This window comes from Nocardia sp. NPDC051787, from assembly GCF_040681325.1.
GTDB lineage: Bacteria > Actinomycetota > Actinomycetes > Mycobacteriales > Mycobacteriaceae > Nocardia.
Genome location: NZ_JBFAYO010000020.1, coordinates 107,069 through 124,579, shown reverse-complemented (window position 1 = coordinate 124,579; position 17,511 = coordinate 107,069). Strand labels below are relative to the sequence as shown.

The 17,511-nt window shown below is 64.4% G+C and carries 9 protein-coding genes (1 of these 9 running past the window's edge); 7 read left to right on the top strand and 2 right to left on the bottom strand.

The window, feature by feature from the left end; all coding sequences use genetic code 11:
- Nucleotides 1–79: 79 nt before the first annotated feature.
- The 5 genes from AB0M45_RS21785 (at nt 80) to AB0M45_RS21765 (ending at nt 5,161) form a co-directional block, all read left to right on the top strand.
- Complete coding sequence (locus tag AB0M45_RS21785) at nt 80–520, top strand: peptidoglycan-binding domain-containing protein (protein ID WP_364331955.1); 441 nt, start codon at nt 80–82, stop codon at nt 518–520.
- A gap of 65 nt (nt 521–585) precedes the next feature.
- Entirely contained in the window at nt 586–1,782 is a 1,197-nt protein-coding gene (locus AB0M45_RS21780) for a type III PLP-dependent enzyme (RefSeq protein WP_364331952.1), read from the top strand.
- Nucleotides 1,783–2,307, top strand: a complete 525-nt coding sequence (locus tag AB0M45_RS21775; protein ID WP_364331949.1) for a GNAT family N-acetyltransferase — start codon at nt 1,783–1,785, stop codon at nt 2,305–2,307.
- A 603-nt stretch (nt 2,308–2,910) separates the two neighbouring features.
- Nucleotides 2,911–4,143 (top strand): cytochrome P450, encoded by a 1,233-nt coding sequence (locus AB0M45_RS21770; protein ID WP_364331946.1) that lies wholly within the window; start codon nt 2,911–2,913, stop codon nt 4,141–4,143.
- Between the two features lie 58 nt (nt 4,144–4,201).
- Nucleotides 4,202–5,161: an oxidoreductase gene (locus tag AB0M45_RS21765; protein ID WP_364331943.1), complete on the top strand. Its 960-nt coding sequence runs from the start codon at nt 4,202–4,204 to the stop codon at nt 5,159–5,161.
- On the opposite strand, the gene AB0M45_RS21760 is transcribed toward AB0M45_RS21765, so the two are convergent.
- A complete protein-coding gene (locus AB0M45_RS21760) occupies nt 5,158–6,612 on the bottom strand; it encodes a cytochrome P450 (protein WP_364331940.1) in 1,455 nt (484 codons plus the stop codon). The two genes, AB0M45_RS21765 and AB0M45_RS21760, sit on opposite strands and share 4 nt — an antisense overlap.
- Before the next feature lie 487 nt (nt 6,613–7,099).
- Between AB0M45_RS21760 and AB0M45_RS21755 the strand changes: the two genes are divergently transcribed.
- Nucleotides 7,100–8,167: a Rieske 2Fe-2S domain-containing protein gene (locus AB0M45_RS21755; RefSeq protein ID WP_364331937.1), complete on the top strand. Its 1,068-nt coding sequence runs from the start codon at nt 7,100–7,102 to the stop codon at nt 8,165–8,167.
- Nucleotides 8,168–8,206: 39 nt separating this feature from the next.
- Complete coding sequence (locus AB0M45_RS21750) at nt 8,207–9,034, top strand: SDR family oxidoreductase (RefSeq protein ID WP_364331934.1); 828 nt, start codon at nt 8,207–8,209, stop codon at nt 9,032–9,034.
- 629 nt (nt 9,035–9,663) lie between these two features.
- Here AB0M45_RS21750 and AB0M45_RS21745 read toward each other — a convergent pair.
- Nucleotides 9,664–17,511: the end of a glycerophosphodiester phosphodiesterase family protein gene (locus tag AB0M45_RS21745; RefSeq protein WP_364331931.1), read on the bottom strand. 85,629 nt of this gene lie beyond the right edge of the window; 7,848 of the gene's 93,477 nt are visible here — the last part of the coding sequence; its start codon lies off the right edge, out of view — the gene reads right to left on this strand; its stop codon occupies nt 9,664–9,666.

Here is a 17,511-nt window from a genome sequence, read left to right as displayed (position 1 = left end):
GACATCCAGATGTTACCTTCTCCCCGAAGTATCCCGCGTGCTGCAAGGAGAAACCATGCAACTTCGATGCTTACCTACGATGCGAAGCAAGGTAATTCGAGCAGCGTTTGCGAGTGCAACCTTTGCACTGTTCTTTGCGGGGCCGAACCTCGCCACCTCCGCGCCAGCGGCCGCCATCCCGTACCGGAACATCTGTTACAACGCCGCGTTCTTGAATTACAGCAGCTTGGGGCGGGTCGACCTCCCTTACAACAAGGCAGAGGGCTCCTATTCGTGCACATTGCGACAAGGTGATCGCGGTGACGGGGTGGTGAAACTTCAGAACAACTTGAACAGGTGCTACTCGGCAGATCTGGCCCCCGATGGCATATTCGGAGAGAAGACTCGATCGGCACTTATCACAGCTCAGCGCGCTGCGGGAACAGCGGCCGACGGTATTTACGGACCGAATACCAAAGATGCTTTCGAATGGTCGTTCCTGAAGGACGACGGCCAGCGGCATTGCAGGAAGCTCCCGTAGCCCGATACCAGCGACTCAGGCGTGACAGCAATGGTTTACGGATCGATGGAAAGCCAGTTGGGGCTGTGCTGAATTCGGAGACCTCATCGCTACGTGCTGCCCTCGCAGCGGCCACCGACGACCGGATCGTCTTCGACCTCGACGGGATCGCAGCCCAGTACACGACGCTGCGGCGCGAACTCCCCGGCGTCTCGATACGCTTCGCGCTGAAGGCGTGCCCGGTGGACGAGGTGCTCGCGTGTCTGACACAGCGGGGCGCGGGATTCGACGCCGCCAGCCCGGGCGAGATCGCTCAGGCGCTGCGGACGGGTGTGCCGGTCGAGCGAGTCCATTACGGCAACACCATCAAGTCCGATTCGAATATCGCCGAGGCGTATCGGCTCGGAGTCCGCGACTTCGCGACCGACAGCGTCGAGGACGTGGCAGCGCTGGCAGTGCACGCCCCGAGCTCGCGCGTCTATTGTCGGCTCGCCACCAGCGGGGACGGGGCATTGTGGGGCCTCGGTCGTAAGTTCGGCTGCTCCGCGGACGCCGCTGTCGTGGTGTTGGAAGCCGCGCGCGCGGCGGGATTGACACCGTCCGGCCTGTCGGTGCACGTGGGGTCCCAGCAGATGACCGCGTCAGCCTGGCGCAGCGCGGTGAACGAACTCGCTGCTGTGGCCGAGGTCCTGGATCGGCGCGGGATCGCCTTGGACCACATCAACCTCGGCGGTGGCCTGCCCGCCGTCGGATATCTCGACCGGCGCGGCCGGCCGCTGCATCCACCGCTGGACAAGATATTCGCCGTCATCCGCGAAGGGATGGATCGGCTTCGCGAGATGTCGCCCTCACCGCTGCGTTTTCTGATCGAACCGGGCCGCCATCTGGTGGCCGACCACGGCGCGATTCGTGCCCACGTGGCCCGGCTGTCGTCACGATATCAGCCGAGCGGCGAGTGCCAGAACTGGCTGTATCTGAGCTGCGGGAAGTTCAACGGCCTCTACGAAATGGACCAGCTGCAGTACCGGATGGAGTTTCCCACCCACCGGAGTGCGGAGTACGTACCGGCCGTGGTTGCCGGACCTACCTGCGATAGTGACGACGCATACGCCAGCGATGGCGAGCTCCTCCAGGTGCCCCGCGCAGCCGAATCGGGGGACCCGGTCTGGGTGCTCTCCTGCGGCGCCTACGCCACTTCCTACACCACGCAGGGCTTCAACGGATTTCGTCCACTGCCCTACACCTGTATCGGTGCTGGCGCGAACGCCGTAGGCAGCAGCTGAATGGCCGACGGCATCCGGATCCGGCAGTTGGCCGAGGCCGACTGGGACGACATCGTGGCGCTGGAGGCACGCGCCTACTCCGTCAGCGGCCTGTCCGAAGGACGCAACGCCCTACGCTCCCGCGGCCGCGCCTCCCCCACTACCTGTTTCGTGCTCGAACACAGCGGAGAATTCGGCGGCTACCTGCTGGCCTTTCCCTACCCGCGCTTCCGCTGCCCCGAATTGGGCAGCATAGAGAACAGCGTCGCCCGATCTCGCAATCTTCACATCCACGACATGGTCATCACGGAATCACTACGCGGCCGTGGACTGGCGCCCGGATTCCTGACCCACCTCGCCGAGCAAGGACCGGCCCGAGAATTCGAAACAATCTCGCTCGTCGCAGTCCACGGCACCGAAGTGTTCTGGGCCCCACTGGGCTACCGCTCCTATCCCCAGGTCAGCCTCCCACAGAGCTACGGTGCCGGCGCGGTCTATATGTCCATGGAACTACGAACCGGCCCCGACCGGAGCTTCGCAATATGATCTGCTCCGGCTCTCCCACCGACATCGGTACGCAGATCGGGTTCGTGATCCGATGGGCTTCGGGCAACGGGCAATTACGCGATCGGCGACTGCATAGGGGCGGTTGATCGGTGCCGCGCGCGGACAAACCGTAGTCGGAAATTCGGCATCAGTTTTGCCGAGGACTTCGCCGTGGTGGCGTCCGGCGCAGTCGACTACCGCACCGGGGAATTGCACGACGTTGCGACGATCACTCGAGTGGCGCATCACCTGGGAGCGGTAGCGGTGTGGGATCTGTGCCATCCAGATCCGGCACGATCTTCCCGGGTCACGCAGCTTGGATGCCAGCGACGGCGCGGCAGGGGTTTCCAGCCGGGATGCCTTCGATCCGACACCCTCACCACCGCGTTACCCGTCAGATCGCCGCCGTCCCCCGACGAAGCATCGCACGCACGCAATGACGAGAACGGACACGCCGGGCTCAGCGATCCGGTCGTGAACCGCATCGGTTATCCGGTCGAAATCCGGAGTTATCTGAACTTTTCGGCTCAAGGCATTGTCAAAATTTCCGCTATCGTGAATCGTCCGGTACCACACGGAGACAGTGCGGCATAGGATCCGTTCATGACCGAGTCCGTCATCCATATCCCCACTTCGGGTGAGTCGATCTACCAGACTTACGAACGAATTCGGCAACTCGGTTCGGTTGTTCCGGTAAAGCTTGCCGGTGAAGTGCCCGCCTGGGTCGCCGTCGGCCGACGGGCAGTCACCGAAATCCTCGCCAACGACGAAACGCTGTTCAGCAAGAATGCGAAGGCATGTCCGGCACTGCACGACGGCAGCATCCCGGCCGATTCGCCGGTGCGTATCTGGGCTCTTGTCGAGCACATGCTCAACACCGACGGAGCAGAACACCGGCGGCTGCGGGGGACGATCAACCGCGCATTCACCGCGAGCAGGGTCACCGCGCTCGAGCCGCGAATCCGGCAGATCATCCGCGATCTCGTCGACAATCTCCCGTGCAGCGGCGACTTCGACCTCGTTGCCCACTTCAGTGCGCCGCTACCGGTCCAGGTGATCTGCGAGCTGTTCGGGGTGCCGCCAGGCGAACGGGCACAGCTTCGGCAATGGGTCACGACGGATGTGAGTAAGCCCGACCTGGTACAGGCCGCGCAGCTGGAGATGATCGGCTACCTCGCCGAGCTGCTGCGGCGGAAGCGCAGCGATCCCGGTGATGATCTCACCACGGCCCTGCTGCGATGCAACGAGAGCAACCTGCTGTCCGATGGGGAACTCGTCGGCATGCTGTGGCTGGTGATCGCCGCCGGGCACGACACCACCGTGCACCTGTTGAGCAACGCTGTGATCGCACTGTGCACCCATCCGCACCAGCTCGCCAAAGCATTGTCCGAGGATCGGTGGAGCGACGTTGTCGAGGAGACACTGCGCTATCGCTCCCCGTCGACGACATCGCTGTTCCGGTACCCGCTGCGCGACGTCACGATCGACGGTGTCGATATCCCCGCGGGCAGCGTCGTTTGCTGGACCGGACTCGCCGAACTCGATCCGGAGCGATATCCGAACGCAGACGTGTTCGACATCGATCACGATCACCGCGGCACGCTCGCCTTCGGGCGGGGAGCGCACGTGTGCCTCGGCGCGGCGCTCGCCCGGCTGGAGGGCCGGATAGCGCTCTCCACGCTGTTCACCCGGTTCCCTCGACTGAGCCTCGCCTGCGAGCTGGATCGCATCCCGTACGGCCCGCAGATCGCGACCGGCGGTCCGACGTCGGTTCCGGTCCGGCTCGAACCCGAACCCGCCGCGGATGCGACAGCGCATGCAGCACAAAGCGGGTAACCGCCGACAGTACGCGGCCGAGCGGCCTACCCGGGGTACTGCGGCAGGAGGTGGGCGAATGCGTCGTCGAACGACGACACCGGACTGGACGTGTGCCGATGTGCCGGATCTCCGGGGGCGCACGGCGGTAGTGACCGGGGCGAACAGCGGCTTGGGCTTCGAGACGGCGCGGATTCTCGCCGAACGCGGCGCAGCCGTGGTGCTGGCCTGCCGCACCGTCGACAAGGCCGTCGCCGCCACCGTCCGGATTCGCGAGACCGCACCAACCGCCGAGTTGCATGTCGTGCGACTGGATCTGATGTCACTGGCCGCTGTACGCGAGGCCGCCGAAAAGATCCGGGCGAATCACGACCGCATCGATCTGCTGATCAACAACGCGGGCACCACGCAGGTCCAGCGAGTCCGCACCGTCGACGGGTTCGAGGCCACCTTCGCCACCAATCACCTGGGCCCATTCGCCTTCACCGGCTTGCTGTTCGACCGGCTCGCCGCCGTTCCAGGGGCCCGGATCGTCACCGTCAGCAGCGCCACGCACCGGTACGGGGCCATCGCCTTCGGCGACCTGCATTTCGAGCGCCGAAAATACCACTACATGTTCGCTTATATCCAATCCAAGCTGGCCAATCTGCTGTTCACTTTCGAACTGCAGCGGCGGCTCACCGCCGCCGGCTCCAGAGTGGTCTCCGTTGCTGCGCATCCCGGCGTCGCCAAGACCCAGTGGGCGCACCGCGCAACTGCGGGTGTCCGGATACTCGTCACCGCACCGCCGCTGCAGCCGTTGATCTCGCTGGTACAGCAGCCCGCGGCGGCCGGGGCACTCGCAATCGTGCGTGCCGCCGTGGACCCGCAGGTGGCCGGGGGCGAGTTCTACGGTCCGTCCGGTCTTTTCGGGCTGAAGGGATATCCGGTGCTGACCGAGCCCGCCCGCCAGGCCCTCGATGTGCGGACACAGCAACGGTTGTGGCGCGAATCGGAACGACTGACCGGTATCGAGTACCCGAACGGGATTCAGCACTAACGGCGGTGGACCCGCACCTGCATCCGGGGTGGGGGCGCCACGGTCACTCCACGCATATACGGCCGCACCCGGAATCCCGCCACCGGCTCGAACCGCCAGTGCAACCAGAGCTGCGCCAAGACGATGCCGATCTGGTAGTTCGCGAATTCGGCACCGATACAGCGGCGTACGCCACCGCCGAAAGGCAGAAACGCGAACGGCGAGGCGCGACCGGTGAGAAAGCGATCCGGCAGGAATTCGTCGGGGCTTTCCCACTGTCGTTCACTGCGGTGGGCAAGGTAGACGCTGGCCGCTACCAGAGTATCCGCTGGGAGGTCGTATCCGGCCAGGCGGGCCGGCTCACGCAAACGCCGCGGCACGGCCACCGCGATCGGGGTCAACCGCATGATCTCGTTCACGACAGCCTGTAGGTACCCGAGGCGCCGAATGTGATCGGGAGCGACCACGCCGTCCGGGAACGCGGCACGCAGTTCCCGATACAGCCGCTCACCGACGGCGGGAGCACCGGCCAGGTGATGCAACCCCCAGGCCAGCGTTGTCGCTGTCGTCTCGTGCCCGGCGATCAGCAGCGTCAGGATCTCGTCGTGGATCTCGCGGTCGCTCGATCCGGCGCCGTCATCATCGCGGGCAGACAACAACATGGCCAGCACGTCGGTGCCATACCGCGCGGGATCGAGCGAAGACGTGGCATCGCCGCGGCGGCGGGCGATCTCCTCGTACACCGCCCGGCTCATCTCGATGCGATGGCGGGCGAGCCTGCGCTGCGGGAGGATTCGGTTCGCTGCACCGGCTAGCCACCCGAGGTCCGACTCGGCGGATCGGCGGTCGAAGTAGCGCCGGATCCGCTGCGGCGGAATGAAACTGGATGCCAGATATAGTGCGGGAGTCCACGCCGCGTCGACGAAATACTCGACGGCGTCTCGCATCCGCGCATTCCGCGCCTCGTCCATGTCACCGAACAGGCAGCGGCAGATGATCTCGAGGCTGATCCGCTGCAGGTACGGACGGATCTCCACCGCGGCGCCGTCGGTCCACCGTGCGGTGGCCGCGGCGGCGTCACGCATGATGTCGCCGTAGGCGCGCATCCGCTCGCCATGGAAGGCCGGCGTCAACAGGCGCCGTTCCTGCTGGTGTTCGTCTCCTTCGAAGAACAGCACCGAACGCTCTCCGATGAATAGCCCCACCTGATCGTTGTGATGCGCAAGCGCGCCGCGTGGCCGAGTGAAGATCCAGCGGATCGACTCCTGATCTCCGAAGAACACCATCGGCCCCTGACCGAACGGCCGCAGGGTGAACACCTCACCGAACTCGCGCCGGCAGCGATCCAGGAACGCGTACGGCCGGGTACCGAGTTCGACAAGTTGGCGGACAGGGGTTTCTTTCGGACCGGGCGGGAACGCGCCGTGCGCAGCGCCGGTTCGCGCTTTTCGGGTCACACCAGCCGAATTCACTTCCAACCCTTCGCATGGCGAACTCTGCGCGCGCCGGTAGCCGGCAGTGATGATCGGGCGTGGCGCACCTGCCGACTGCTTTTGTTCGTGCCGACAACTCCAAACGTATGACCACCCGGCGAATCGCACAATCGGGTGGGTGTGAATTTATCTTCTTTTGAGGTTGGCAGATCCGGGGAACATGCCAGATCGGCCGTCAGCGATTGACCGCCGACTCAAGACAATGTCAAATCTTCCGCCGCGGCCGGTCATACCGTAACGCACCGGTGCGGCACAACTTACTATTCCGGCATCCGCAACACAGGGCGCCGGAGGATGGTCAGGTATGCCCGATCCCCTCGAACCGCGCATGCCGGTCGGCAGACGAGTCTTCCCGAGGCCGACTCGGCGACATTCACCATTTGTCCCGCACCCTGTCCACGCGCATCCCGTCATCGGCGATGTACGTCCGAGGCTGTGGCGGGCCCTGTTGAGCCAGGAGGCAATTATGAGCCGAACAGCGGCCGGCAGCCGGCGACCGGACAAGGCAAATCCGCTCGCCGACCGGGAACCACGTGACACGCCGCCGCCGTATCCAAGCGGCTGGTACGGCGTGGCGTTCTGCACCGAACTCCAGCCCGGGACGGTCCTACGACGTCGGCTCATGGACCGCGATATCGTCGTCTTCCGCACCCGCTCCGCAACCGCCTCCGCCGCCGAAGCATACTGCCCGCACCTCGGCGCACACCTCGGCGACGGCAGCGTGCAAGGCGAGGAACTGCGCTGCCCGTTCCACGGCTTCACCTTCGCCACCGACGGTCACTGCACCTCCTCCCCGTACGGCGCGCCTCCGCCCGCCGCCCGGCTGGGTCTGCTCGAGCTGCGCGAAGTGTCGGGCCTGGTCATGGTCTGGCACGGCGCTCCCGGCGAAACCCCGTGGGAGATCGACACACCGCCTGGCAACCCGGGCTGGCGGCCGATGCGGTTCAAGCGACCGAAGGTCTTCAGCCACCCGCAGGAAGTGGTCGAGAACGGTGTCGACATCGGCCATTTGAGCGTGCTGCACCGCTTTGGGCGCGTACGGGTGATCGAACCACTGACGTTGGATGGTCCGCACCTGCGAATAACGGTCGGCTTCGCCCGGCCGACACCGCTCATCGGGGACATCGACACCGAAATCTCCGTGCATATCAGTGGATTGGGTTTCTCTTTGGTTGAGACGACCGCGGCCGGCGGATGGTCGATGCGCCAGCTGGTCGCCTGCACACCGATCGGCGAGCGCGAGCTGATCGCCCACGTCGGCAGCGCGCTGTGCAGCCGGGGGAAGACCCGGCTCGGCCGGGCCCTGTGGTGGCCGGTGGAGGCGCTCCTGGAGCGCATCGTATTCCGCATCGTCGTCGCCGAGTTCGATCGCGACATTCCGATCTGGAATCGGAAGAAATATCTCCAGCGCCCTGCAATCGCGGCCGGCGACGGCCCCATCGCGAAGTACCGTGCCTGGGCACAGCAGTTCTACCCGCAGCACCGGGCACAATCGGCCCGCCGAGCCCCGCAGATCGGCTGCCTCGAGGAATAGCTGCTGGGCGCCATAACCACAAGCTCAGCGGAATGCAAAATGATCGACCGGCGGTTCAGCTCGGTGGGGCATCGAGCTAGCGTTACTCGGGTGTTGTTGCAGGACAAAATTGTTGTGGTATCCGGGGTAGGTCCCGGCTTGGGTCAGGCGATCGCAATCCAGAGCGCCCGCCATGGTGCGGACATCGTGCTCGTTGCTCGCACGGCCGCTCGGCTCGACGAGGTGGCCAAGGAGATCGACGCGATGGGCCGGAGGGTGCTCGCGGTGCCGACCGACATCAACGATGATGATTCGGCACGGCGTCTTGCCGACTCGGTCTCGGCCGAATTCGGCCGGGTGGATGCGTTGGTGAACAACGCTTTCGCGATGCCACCCATGATGGATCTGACGGAGGCCGACCTTACCGCGGTCGCGGAGGGATTTCAGACGAACGTCATCGCCGCGCTACGCCTGACCCGACTGTTCACCCCCGCCCTCGCGGAGTCGCGCGGATCCGTTGTGATGATCAACTCCTCCGTGCTCCGGCACTCCCGCCAACCGTTCGGCCCGTACAAGATGGCCAAATCCGCGTTGCTGGCGTTGGCGCAGAGCCTCGCGAGTGAACTCGGCCCCCGTGGCATCCGGGTGAATTCGGTGGCACCGGGCTATATTTGGGCCGACAGTGTGAAGTTCTATTTCGCCTACCTGGCACAGGAGCGCGGAATCACCCCGGAAGAAGTCTACGCCGAGACCGCCGCCGGGATCGACTTGCGCAAACTGCCCGAGCCCGACGAAATCGCCGACGCGGTAGTCTTTCTCGCATCCGACATGGCTCGCGCCATCACCGGGGCGTGCCTCGATGTCAACGGCGGCGAATACCATCACTGACGACGGCGATGGGGGTCGATGCTCAACTGTCCAGCCGAGACGCAGCACCGTGGCACCACTCGAGCTGCGACGCCCGGCGTGATCCGCGATTCGACCGCCTATTTCGGACTGGTCGTTGACGGCCCGACCTCGAAGCCGGCCTCGGCAAGGTCGACCTCGACGTCCTGTTGAGCCGGACATGGCGGTGCGATCGACCGGGACGACGTCACTTCCGACTCACCCGACGGGATGTCGTCCGATCCGGAAGATCCACTACGCATGGCCGGGAACCCGCTCATCGCAAGCTCCGCCGGGAGCCGGACCCACCGCTTCCACAGCGACGAACGCGAATTCCGACGGCGCAGTTCCACAACGGAAACCGGTCCGGGAACCGCGTCCAACTGCCGATTCTGGGTCCCGGCATGAATGTGCTGACGTTGACAGGGTTTCGAGGTCGGCAAGGACGATCAATAGGGATCGTTAGCCGAAACCCGCAAGGGGATACCCGCCGAAGAGGACCCGAATACATTTTACATCCTCTCGAGCCCAGAGCAAATCAGCATCATCGTGTTCGCACGGACAGGACCTCGCCGCCGAGTATCGCACGCTGCGAACAATACGAGCATGAATAATTGGCAATACCTTGGACGCTACATCGGACTGACTTCGGGGATATGGTCGCTGTCGGGGTCCAGGCCGTAGATCAGCATCGGCGGCTGGTGCGGCGTGAGCAGAAGGACCGGGGTGCCGCCCTCGGCGTGTTCGGCGAGTAGGCCACGTTTGACCGCGGGATGCTCCGGATGAAAACCACGCAACTGGACGACCGTTCCATGCATGTGCCGACTCCCCGGCCAAGTGCAGAAGTAGACCACATCGGCTTCGTATTCGTCCTGGTCGTCGACGATGGTGCCGTCACTGTTGTAGATGGCGTATAGGTCGTAGTCCGAGGTGATGTACCGGCGGCGGCTGTCTTCACTGATGAGATACAGCGCACCGGTGTCGTCCCGGTCGATCTCATCGGACTCGGCCAGCTCCTGCCATTCCCGCGAGCGGTACTCGTAGCGAGCCCGCAGCACGCCCCACAACTGATCCCACTCTTCCTCCGACAACCAGGACGGCGGGAAGGGCCGCTCCGGCATGGTGGGTTCGAAGATCGCTACCAGACCGAGGTTGCCCGGATGAGCGCCGAGCAGAACATCCAGCATGGTAACCGTTTTGATGAACCGGTCCGCGATGAACCGCGGTTTGGGCAGGGCGATTCCGGCTTTGACCCACGGCACCCCGAAGACACTCGGGATCCGGACAGCGATCCCTTTGCCGCGCGCATCGACCATGCGCTGCATATCGGCGAGGTCGGCGGCCGGGATGTTGCACAGCCGCTCGACCTCTTCAGGTGTCAATGGAACCCCGACATCTGCGGGGCCGGGGCCGGCAGAGGCGGTGAGCACATCGACCACGAACTGATCCGACAACTCGAACTCATCACCGCGACTCTCCGGCGGTCCGCCGCGGTCCTCGATGGCGTCGGCGAAATGTTCGACATAGACCCGAACGGCCTCGCTTTCGAGGCGGTCGACGATACGAGCCGGTATCCCCAGCCAAGTCGCGACCTCCTCGACCGAGAATCGGTAGCGCAGCCGCATTCGCAGGACTTCCCGGAGGATCGGTTTGCCGGCAAAATTCTCCAGCGCGGCCCGTATCTGATGCTCTTCGGCCTGGAATACGGTGCGCACCATCGGATGTTCGGTCTCGACGTGGGTGGCGTTGACGTATCTGACTGCGACCTGTCGCCGGAAGTTACGCCATCCGAAGTAGTCTCGCAGCCGTCGCACGGTGTGGCCGCCCAGCCACGTGCCGAAATTCAGCTGCGCCAGCATGTTCGGGATATCGCTACGGCAGGACTCGCGAATTTCGGAGAGCAGCTCACGCGCGACCTGTTCACTGCTATCGACACAACGATACACGTACTCGTACACCCGGGTTTCGACGCCGGCCCATGTTTGTTCGAACGCTTGTTCATCACCCTGCGCGGCCGCATCTGCCAACTCTGTTTCCCGCGCATCCCCGCTGCCGAACGAGATGCCCCATTCATCCTCCGGTACGGCATCTACGCGGACGAAGGCGGGCGCAGCATCCCCTGACACCGGATCGGATACCGCCACCCCCTGATCGGCGGCCACCGCCACGACGTGGTCGGCCAACCGCAGCACCGCCTGATATACCAGTTTCTCCGCCTGTGCCTCGGAAATGCCCAGGAAGTCAGCGATATTCGCGGACCGCTGCCGTGACAGCAGCAGTTCCAGGGCGCCTGGATATAGCGCGTTCAGGGCCAATGCACGGGTCGGGCAGCGCCGCACCGCGGTCTTCCATTGGGTCAGCGTCAGCCGCTGCACCCACTGCACCCGCCGATCAGCAGCGCCCAGTTGCACAATGTCCGTGAGGAATTCGGCCAGTGCGGTGCGGCAGCGCCAGAAATCCTGGTATTCCACTAGCAGATCCTCGGTGAGCGCATCTATCCACACCTGATCGTCGAGTATCACCGGTTTGCGGGCGACCTCCGCGCGCGCCCGCTCGGTGATCAGCCGGATGATCTCGTTCACGGTGTATTCGGCGCTGTCGCGCACCGGATCAGTGCCCGGCCACATGTCGAGCCAGTCCGCGACAACGGTTTTCACCCGGCTACGGACCATGCGGCCGAAACGGATCCACGCATATCGCAGGGCTTGGTCCGCATCGGCCATGCCGACGGTGCCGGGCATGTCGCCGAAAATCGAGTCTGTCGCCTCTGCCGATTCGGTCGACTGCGGACGATGCTCCGCTTCCTCGACTGTGGCGTCGAGCTCGGCCCACCGGGCAAGCGCATCGGCGGCCGATCGTCTCCGGTCCGAACTCGAAATACCAGGTTTCACCGAGAATCTCGGTACACCGTCATGGTCGGTTTCCACGACCAGCGATACCCATGCCCATGTCAACGGCGGCAGGCCACGCATCCCGCACGGTGGCCTATCGGGTGTGATCCCCAGCAGGTGCTCACCGTCGGGGCCGTACTTTTCCTCCATAGCGTGTCGAGTTGCATATTGCTGTCGGGTAACGACGTACCAGTCTCTGATACCACCGTGCTGGATCAGGCCACGTTCGGCGAGGAAATTCAGGCAGAACGCCAAGAGAACCGGATCGTCGATATCGACACCACCACGGTAGAACAGACCGTACAAGTCCGAATCGAGGCGCTGTTGTCTGAGCTTTCCGTCCTTCCCGACGACCAGCACTTCACCGCGTGGCCCGAGCCGCAGGTCAGCGCGGCTCAGTGCATCCCGCCGGTCTCGCAGCCGCTCTTCCCGCCGCTGGCGCAGGATTTCGACGTACCGCACCCCGAGCCCCTCCGGTATCGGACCGGGTTCGTAGCAGAACACCTTGCCGAGGTCGGCCCGCGTCAGCTGGGGACACAGCAGCAGATCGAGCAGGTCCAGGCTCTTGTATTTGACGTCGCGTTCCTTAGCGTGCCCTGCGCCGGACCGCAGTTCCGCGAGTCCGGTCGCATTCGCGGGGCACAGCCACGCTTCGACCGGCCGCCCGATGATCCGCGACAGGTCCGCGCAGGCCAGCTCCCACTGCTGCTGCAGTTCTATCGGAATACCGTAGTACTCCTCGGCGTCGAACCTCGTCAGCGGCCCGAGCGGGCGCACCGGTAGCTTGGCGCGATCGATCATCCGCTCGATCTGCTTGATATCTCTCGGCCCGCGCGGTGCTCGCGGTGTGGGAAGCATACGGATGAACTCCGGCCATGCCTCCTCGGTGATCATGCCGTCCCGCAGAACAGCATCGCATCGCTGGACAGCACCATTGATGGCGGACCATTCGACGGGCTGGACACTCTCGGTGCGGATCTCCGACAACCTGGCCGCCAGCACCTTCCGCAATGCGCGCACCGCCGTCAGGGTTCCGGCATCCAGTGGCCGACCGACGGCATCGGCGACGAAATCCGATCGCACGTCGGGAATGGACTCCAGGAGAAGCTCTTCAGGCGGCAGGCACCAGCCCCGGCCGTCCGGACCGCGCAACAGTCCGGCGATGAAATCACCGACAGCTCTCGCATCGCAGTACTCGACTGGGTAGTCCCACACGTGGCGACCGTCGATGCGGTTCGGATTCTCGGTGAGCGATCCCCACCCGTCCTCCGAATACCACAGGGTACTGGCCGGAACACCGGTGTAGTCCGCGATGTGCTCGGCAAGGAATTCGTGAATCCACGAGTAACCCACATCACGGACCGCGAGCGCAAGTGCGGGCGCACCGTCATACGGCTGGAAAGTGACTGTCGCCGGACGAAGTACATACGCGCTCCGGTCGGCGAACTGATACATCTGCCCGTGCGGATCGGCACCGTCTGTGTCGTCTGGCGACCGGTCCCTCCACGGACCGAATACCGGCAGACCTTTCTCATGGATCAACCGTTCCCCCGGGCTCAGCGGGTAGTCCGGAGCCAGTAGCTCCGACCGGGCCTTGACGACTGTGATCCGTTGCTGTGCTTCGACCGGCACGCTACCGACACGGGGCCACCCCTCGGATGGGCAGACGGCGGTTGCGATACTCGTCTCCCTGCCAGGCAGAAAGAAAGCCATCTTCCGGCTTCTGTCCGAATTGTACGGAGGGAATGCCGCATTATCGGCGTACTCGTAGTGCGCCCCGAACGTCTCCGATTGTATGCGGGCGCTACTGGTTACCGCTGCGGTGCCAGACAGGTCCTCAAGTACTCGCCGCAGCACCTTCGCATCGCGGATCGGTGTCCCGTCCGGCCCGGTCAGCCCGGCCAGTTCCGGGCCGCGGCCGATCGGCCGCCGACGCCCCAACGCGTCGGTGCCGTGCAGGATGAAGTGCTCATCGAAGTCCAGATAAGTACGGTTGTGATCCAGGTAGGCGTCATCGTGATACCGCAACCATTCCCGCCGTCGATACTCGAATCGCTCCCAGAGCAGGCGGAACATCTGTGACTGCTGTTCCAGACTCAGTCCGTCGGGAAGCGCGGGTATGCGCGGTTCGAATGGTCCGACCAGGCCAAGACTCCACCACGGCGCGCCCAGCAGCCAGTCGAGAATGGTGCGTTCCTCGATATCGATATCGGCGGGCCGGGGATGGACGCGCTCAGCCCGGAACCACCTGCTGCTCTCGGGCGAACCGGGCAACCACATACTCCCGATCCCGTGTCTTTCCATGACCTGCTGGATGGCATTCTGTTGCTCGGGCGGGAATCCGAGGCGTTCCAACCGCTCCGGGGTGGCCGTCATCGGCACGCCGTGGCTGTGCACGAACTCCTGTTCCAGGAGCAGCAGGCTCGCGTCGAGTATGTCGGGCTCGTCACCCTCCAGAACGTCACCGATCAAGTCATGCCCGACGGGCGTTCCAGCGCTCGCGTCGGCGAGCAGCACATGCATCCACACGACGGCCTCGTCCAGGATCTGGCGGACCTCGTCCACGTCGCGCCCGCACCGCCAGGCAATCTCCCGGTGCAGCAAATGCCCGACCACCCACTGCTCGAGCAGATCCGCATGCACCGGGTGAGCGGAGGCGAGCTTCTTCAAGGCGGGCTCCCAAAGGTGCGGCCACCACACCGGCCCCTGTACGACATCCACCCATTTGTCGCGCCGGGGCGGCGACGGCATCGCCCCACCGGATAGCTCGAGGAACAGCCCGGTGACCGCCTCTTGCCGGGCTTCCCACAACGCTTTTTCGTGGAACAGCCTGGTATTGAGTTTCACGGCGTCGGGATCGTACGGACGCAAAATCCGGTGCTCGATCCACATCCGCGCCTGCTCCGGAAAGTGAGCGTATCCGATTCGGAACGTATCGAATCCCACCCGCCGCGCAACCCTGCGCAACGCCAGTTCCTGACCGCCCAGCTCGAGCAGCGGCACCCATTCGGACAACCGAATCGCGAGCATATGCACTCCCGCATCCTCCGGCCAGCCCGCCCGGTCCGAATCCACCAGCCGCATCAGGCTCTCACGCACATCGACATCGAAGTGTGCGATCGCCAGCTCGAACGCGTCCGGATCCGCACGATATGCATCGACCACCATGGCCGCGCGCGCCCGCGGCTCATCGACCAGTTCGAATTCGTCACGCTGCCGCAGAAACCCCTGTAACCAGTGCACGGCATCGCGTTGTTCGGCGACAGCACGTTCCAGTTCTTCACCGAGTAGCTCGAGCACATCGGCACGGTCCAGGTCGACGGCACTCGGGACAACGTCCGGTTGCGCCGAATTGCCCTCTCCCACAGCGTCGTCCGTGCGGTAACCAGGGCCGTCAGGGAAGTCCGCCCGCTGCAACCCTCCTGTCACGACATCCTCACCGGCACCGACGAGCTCGGCAACATCGTCAGCCCGCTGCTCGGCGGCCGTATCGCCGCCAGCGGCCGAATCCGACTCCGATCCGCCATCCGCTGCGCGCGAACCTCCGTGCGGATGCCCCGAATACAAACGCGGGGGTCGACCGATCCCTCGTATCGGCGCGATTCCCAGTAACGCATCCGGTCCCCACCGACTCGACGAGCCGTCCCGCGCGCCACCGGAATCCGCCTGCTCCGCGGGATCACCACCATCGGCGTCGTCCCCGCCCGGTTCCCCCGCGCCGACCGGGGCATCCATCACCGCCTGCGGCATCTCACCGACCGAGGGCTCATCGTCGATCAATTGCTCAGCTTCCGCGTCGCGAGCGGCAGCCTCGGCAGCGGGACCGCGCGGCTCGATGTCCTCGGCCAGCTCCACCGGCGGCCGAGTCCCGAACCCGGAGGCCGACAGCTCCTCGGCCAGCCGACGCAGCATCGGACCACGGTAGTCAGATGCCACCACCCACTCGGGTACATGGTTGTGGTTGTATTCCTCCAGCATCGGCACCCCAGCTTCCGGCGGGAGCCCAATTTCACCTGCGGGAGGTTTGCCAGATGCTATGGCGAGTACTCGCTCTCCGTCTGGCCCGAACTTCTCCATCAGCTGCCGTTTGAGTTCGGCCTCCTCCGGGGTCGACGGCGCCCAGTGCACGATATCGCCGTGCTCGATGAGGCCGCGCTGGTGCAGGACCTCGAGGACGTGCTTCACCCGCAATGGGTCAGTGATGGGATTTCCGTCGGCGTCCGCGATGTCGTAGAGGTCCACATCAGAACAGAGCTGTTCGCTCTTGCCGTTCGGCCCGACGATGAATACCTCACCCCGCGGCCCGAATTCGATATCGTTGCGGCTCAATGCATCTTGCCGGTCTCGAATTCGCTGCTCACGTCGCCGCTGCAATATACGGGTGTGTTCTTCGCTGAGGCCGTCGGGAACTTCTCGGGGTTCATAACATACCACCTTCCCCAGGTCCTCGCTCCTGGCGCCCAAGAGCAGGTCGATCAGGTCCACTGCTTTGTACTTGACGTTGCGGACCTTGCCCCGCCCGAGGCCGAGGCGTATCACGTCGGTCGCGTCCCGCTGTACGGGGCATAGCCGGATGGTGACGTCGAGCTCGTCGGCTACCCGTTGGAAAGCCGTCTGCGTCTCGATCGGGACACCGTAGAGGTCCTCGGCACCGATCGGCGTCAGCGGTCCGAGCGGCCGGAAAGTGCGTGCCACAGCGTTGATCACGCGTCCGATGCTTTCCGCCTCGGTTCTCCGGCATTGGGCTTGAATACCTTCCACCAGGGCAGCCGGCACCGACCGCAGTAACTTCTCCGATGCCTCTCCGGTAATCCTCCCGAGAGTCTTGATCTCCCGTAGCCGCCGGCGCACGCCGTCGATATACGACTCCGACGGCGGGTCGGCAGCCCTTGTCGTTCGGATCATTTCGACCAACTCGGTCTCATCCAGCTCCAGCAGAGGCTCCAGCACGTTCCGCAGCAATGGTTGCCCGAGGGCGCTGATCACGGCATCCGAGAGATACTCAGTGGGAATATTCTCAGCCTGGTCTTCCGCGACCTGCACAAACCCGGTTACGAGTGGGAACCGATAAGCACGACCGGTTGTATCATCCACAATGTCCGGCACAGCCAGCACTTCACCGGACATCCCCGAGAGGTAGTCCAGCACCGCGAGTTGCTGCCGACGGACCGGATCGAGATACCACACTCGCTTTGGTCGCATATCCCAGCGCGTCAAATAATCTACGCAATGCAGTATGGACCATCCAGGAGGATCCATCAGCGTCGTCCACCTGTGCTCATCATTGAGATAATAGAAAGTCGCCAACGCAGCGATCCGATAGCCCAGCCTGCGGTCGAGGCGGTAGTAGACGACGTTTGCGGCGGGAGCACTGGCAGGCGGGCCACCCTGCTTCTCGAATGCTGGATTCCATGAATACACCCCGGACAAAAGAAGACTACCACTATCCTCATCGATCGCAGTGGACCAGCTCTTGTCCCCCATGTTCACCTTGGTGTTCCTAATCACCTCCGGGCGAAGAGCGCGGCGATGCAGTGCGATCTCCTCGGCGGTCCACGGCTGATCCGGCAACGCATCGAGCGCCGATCC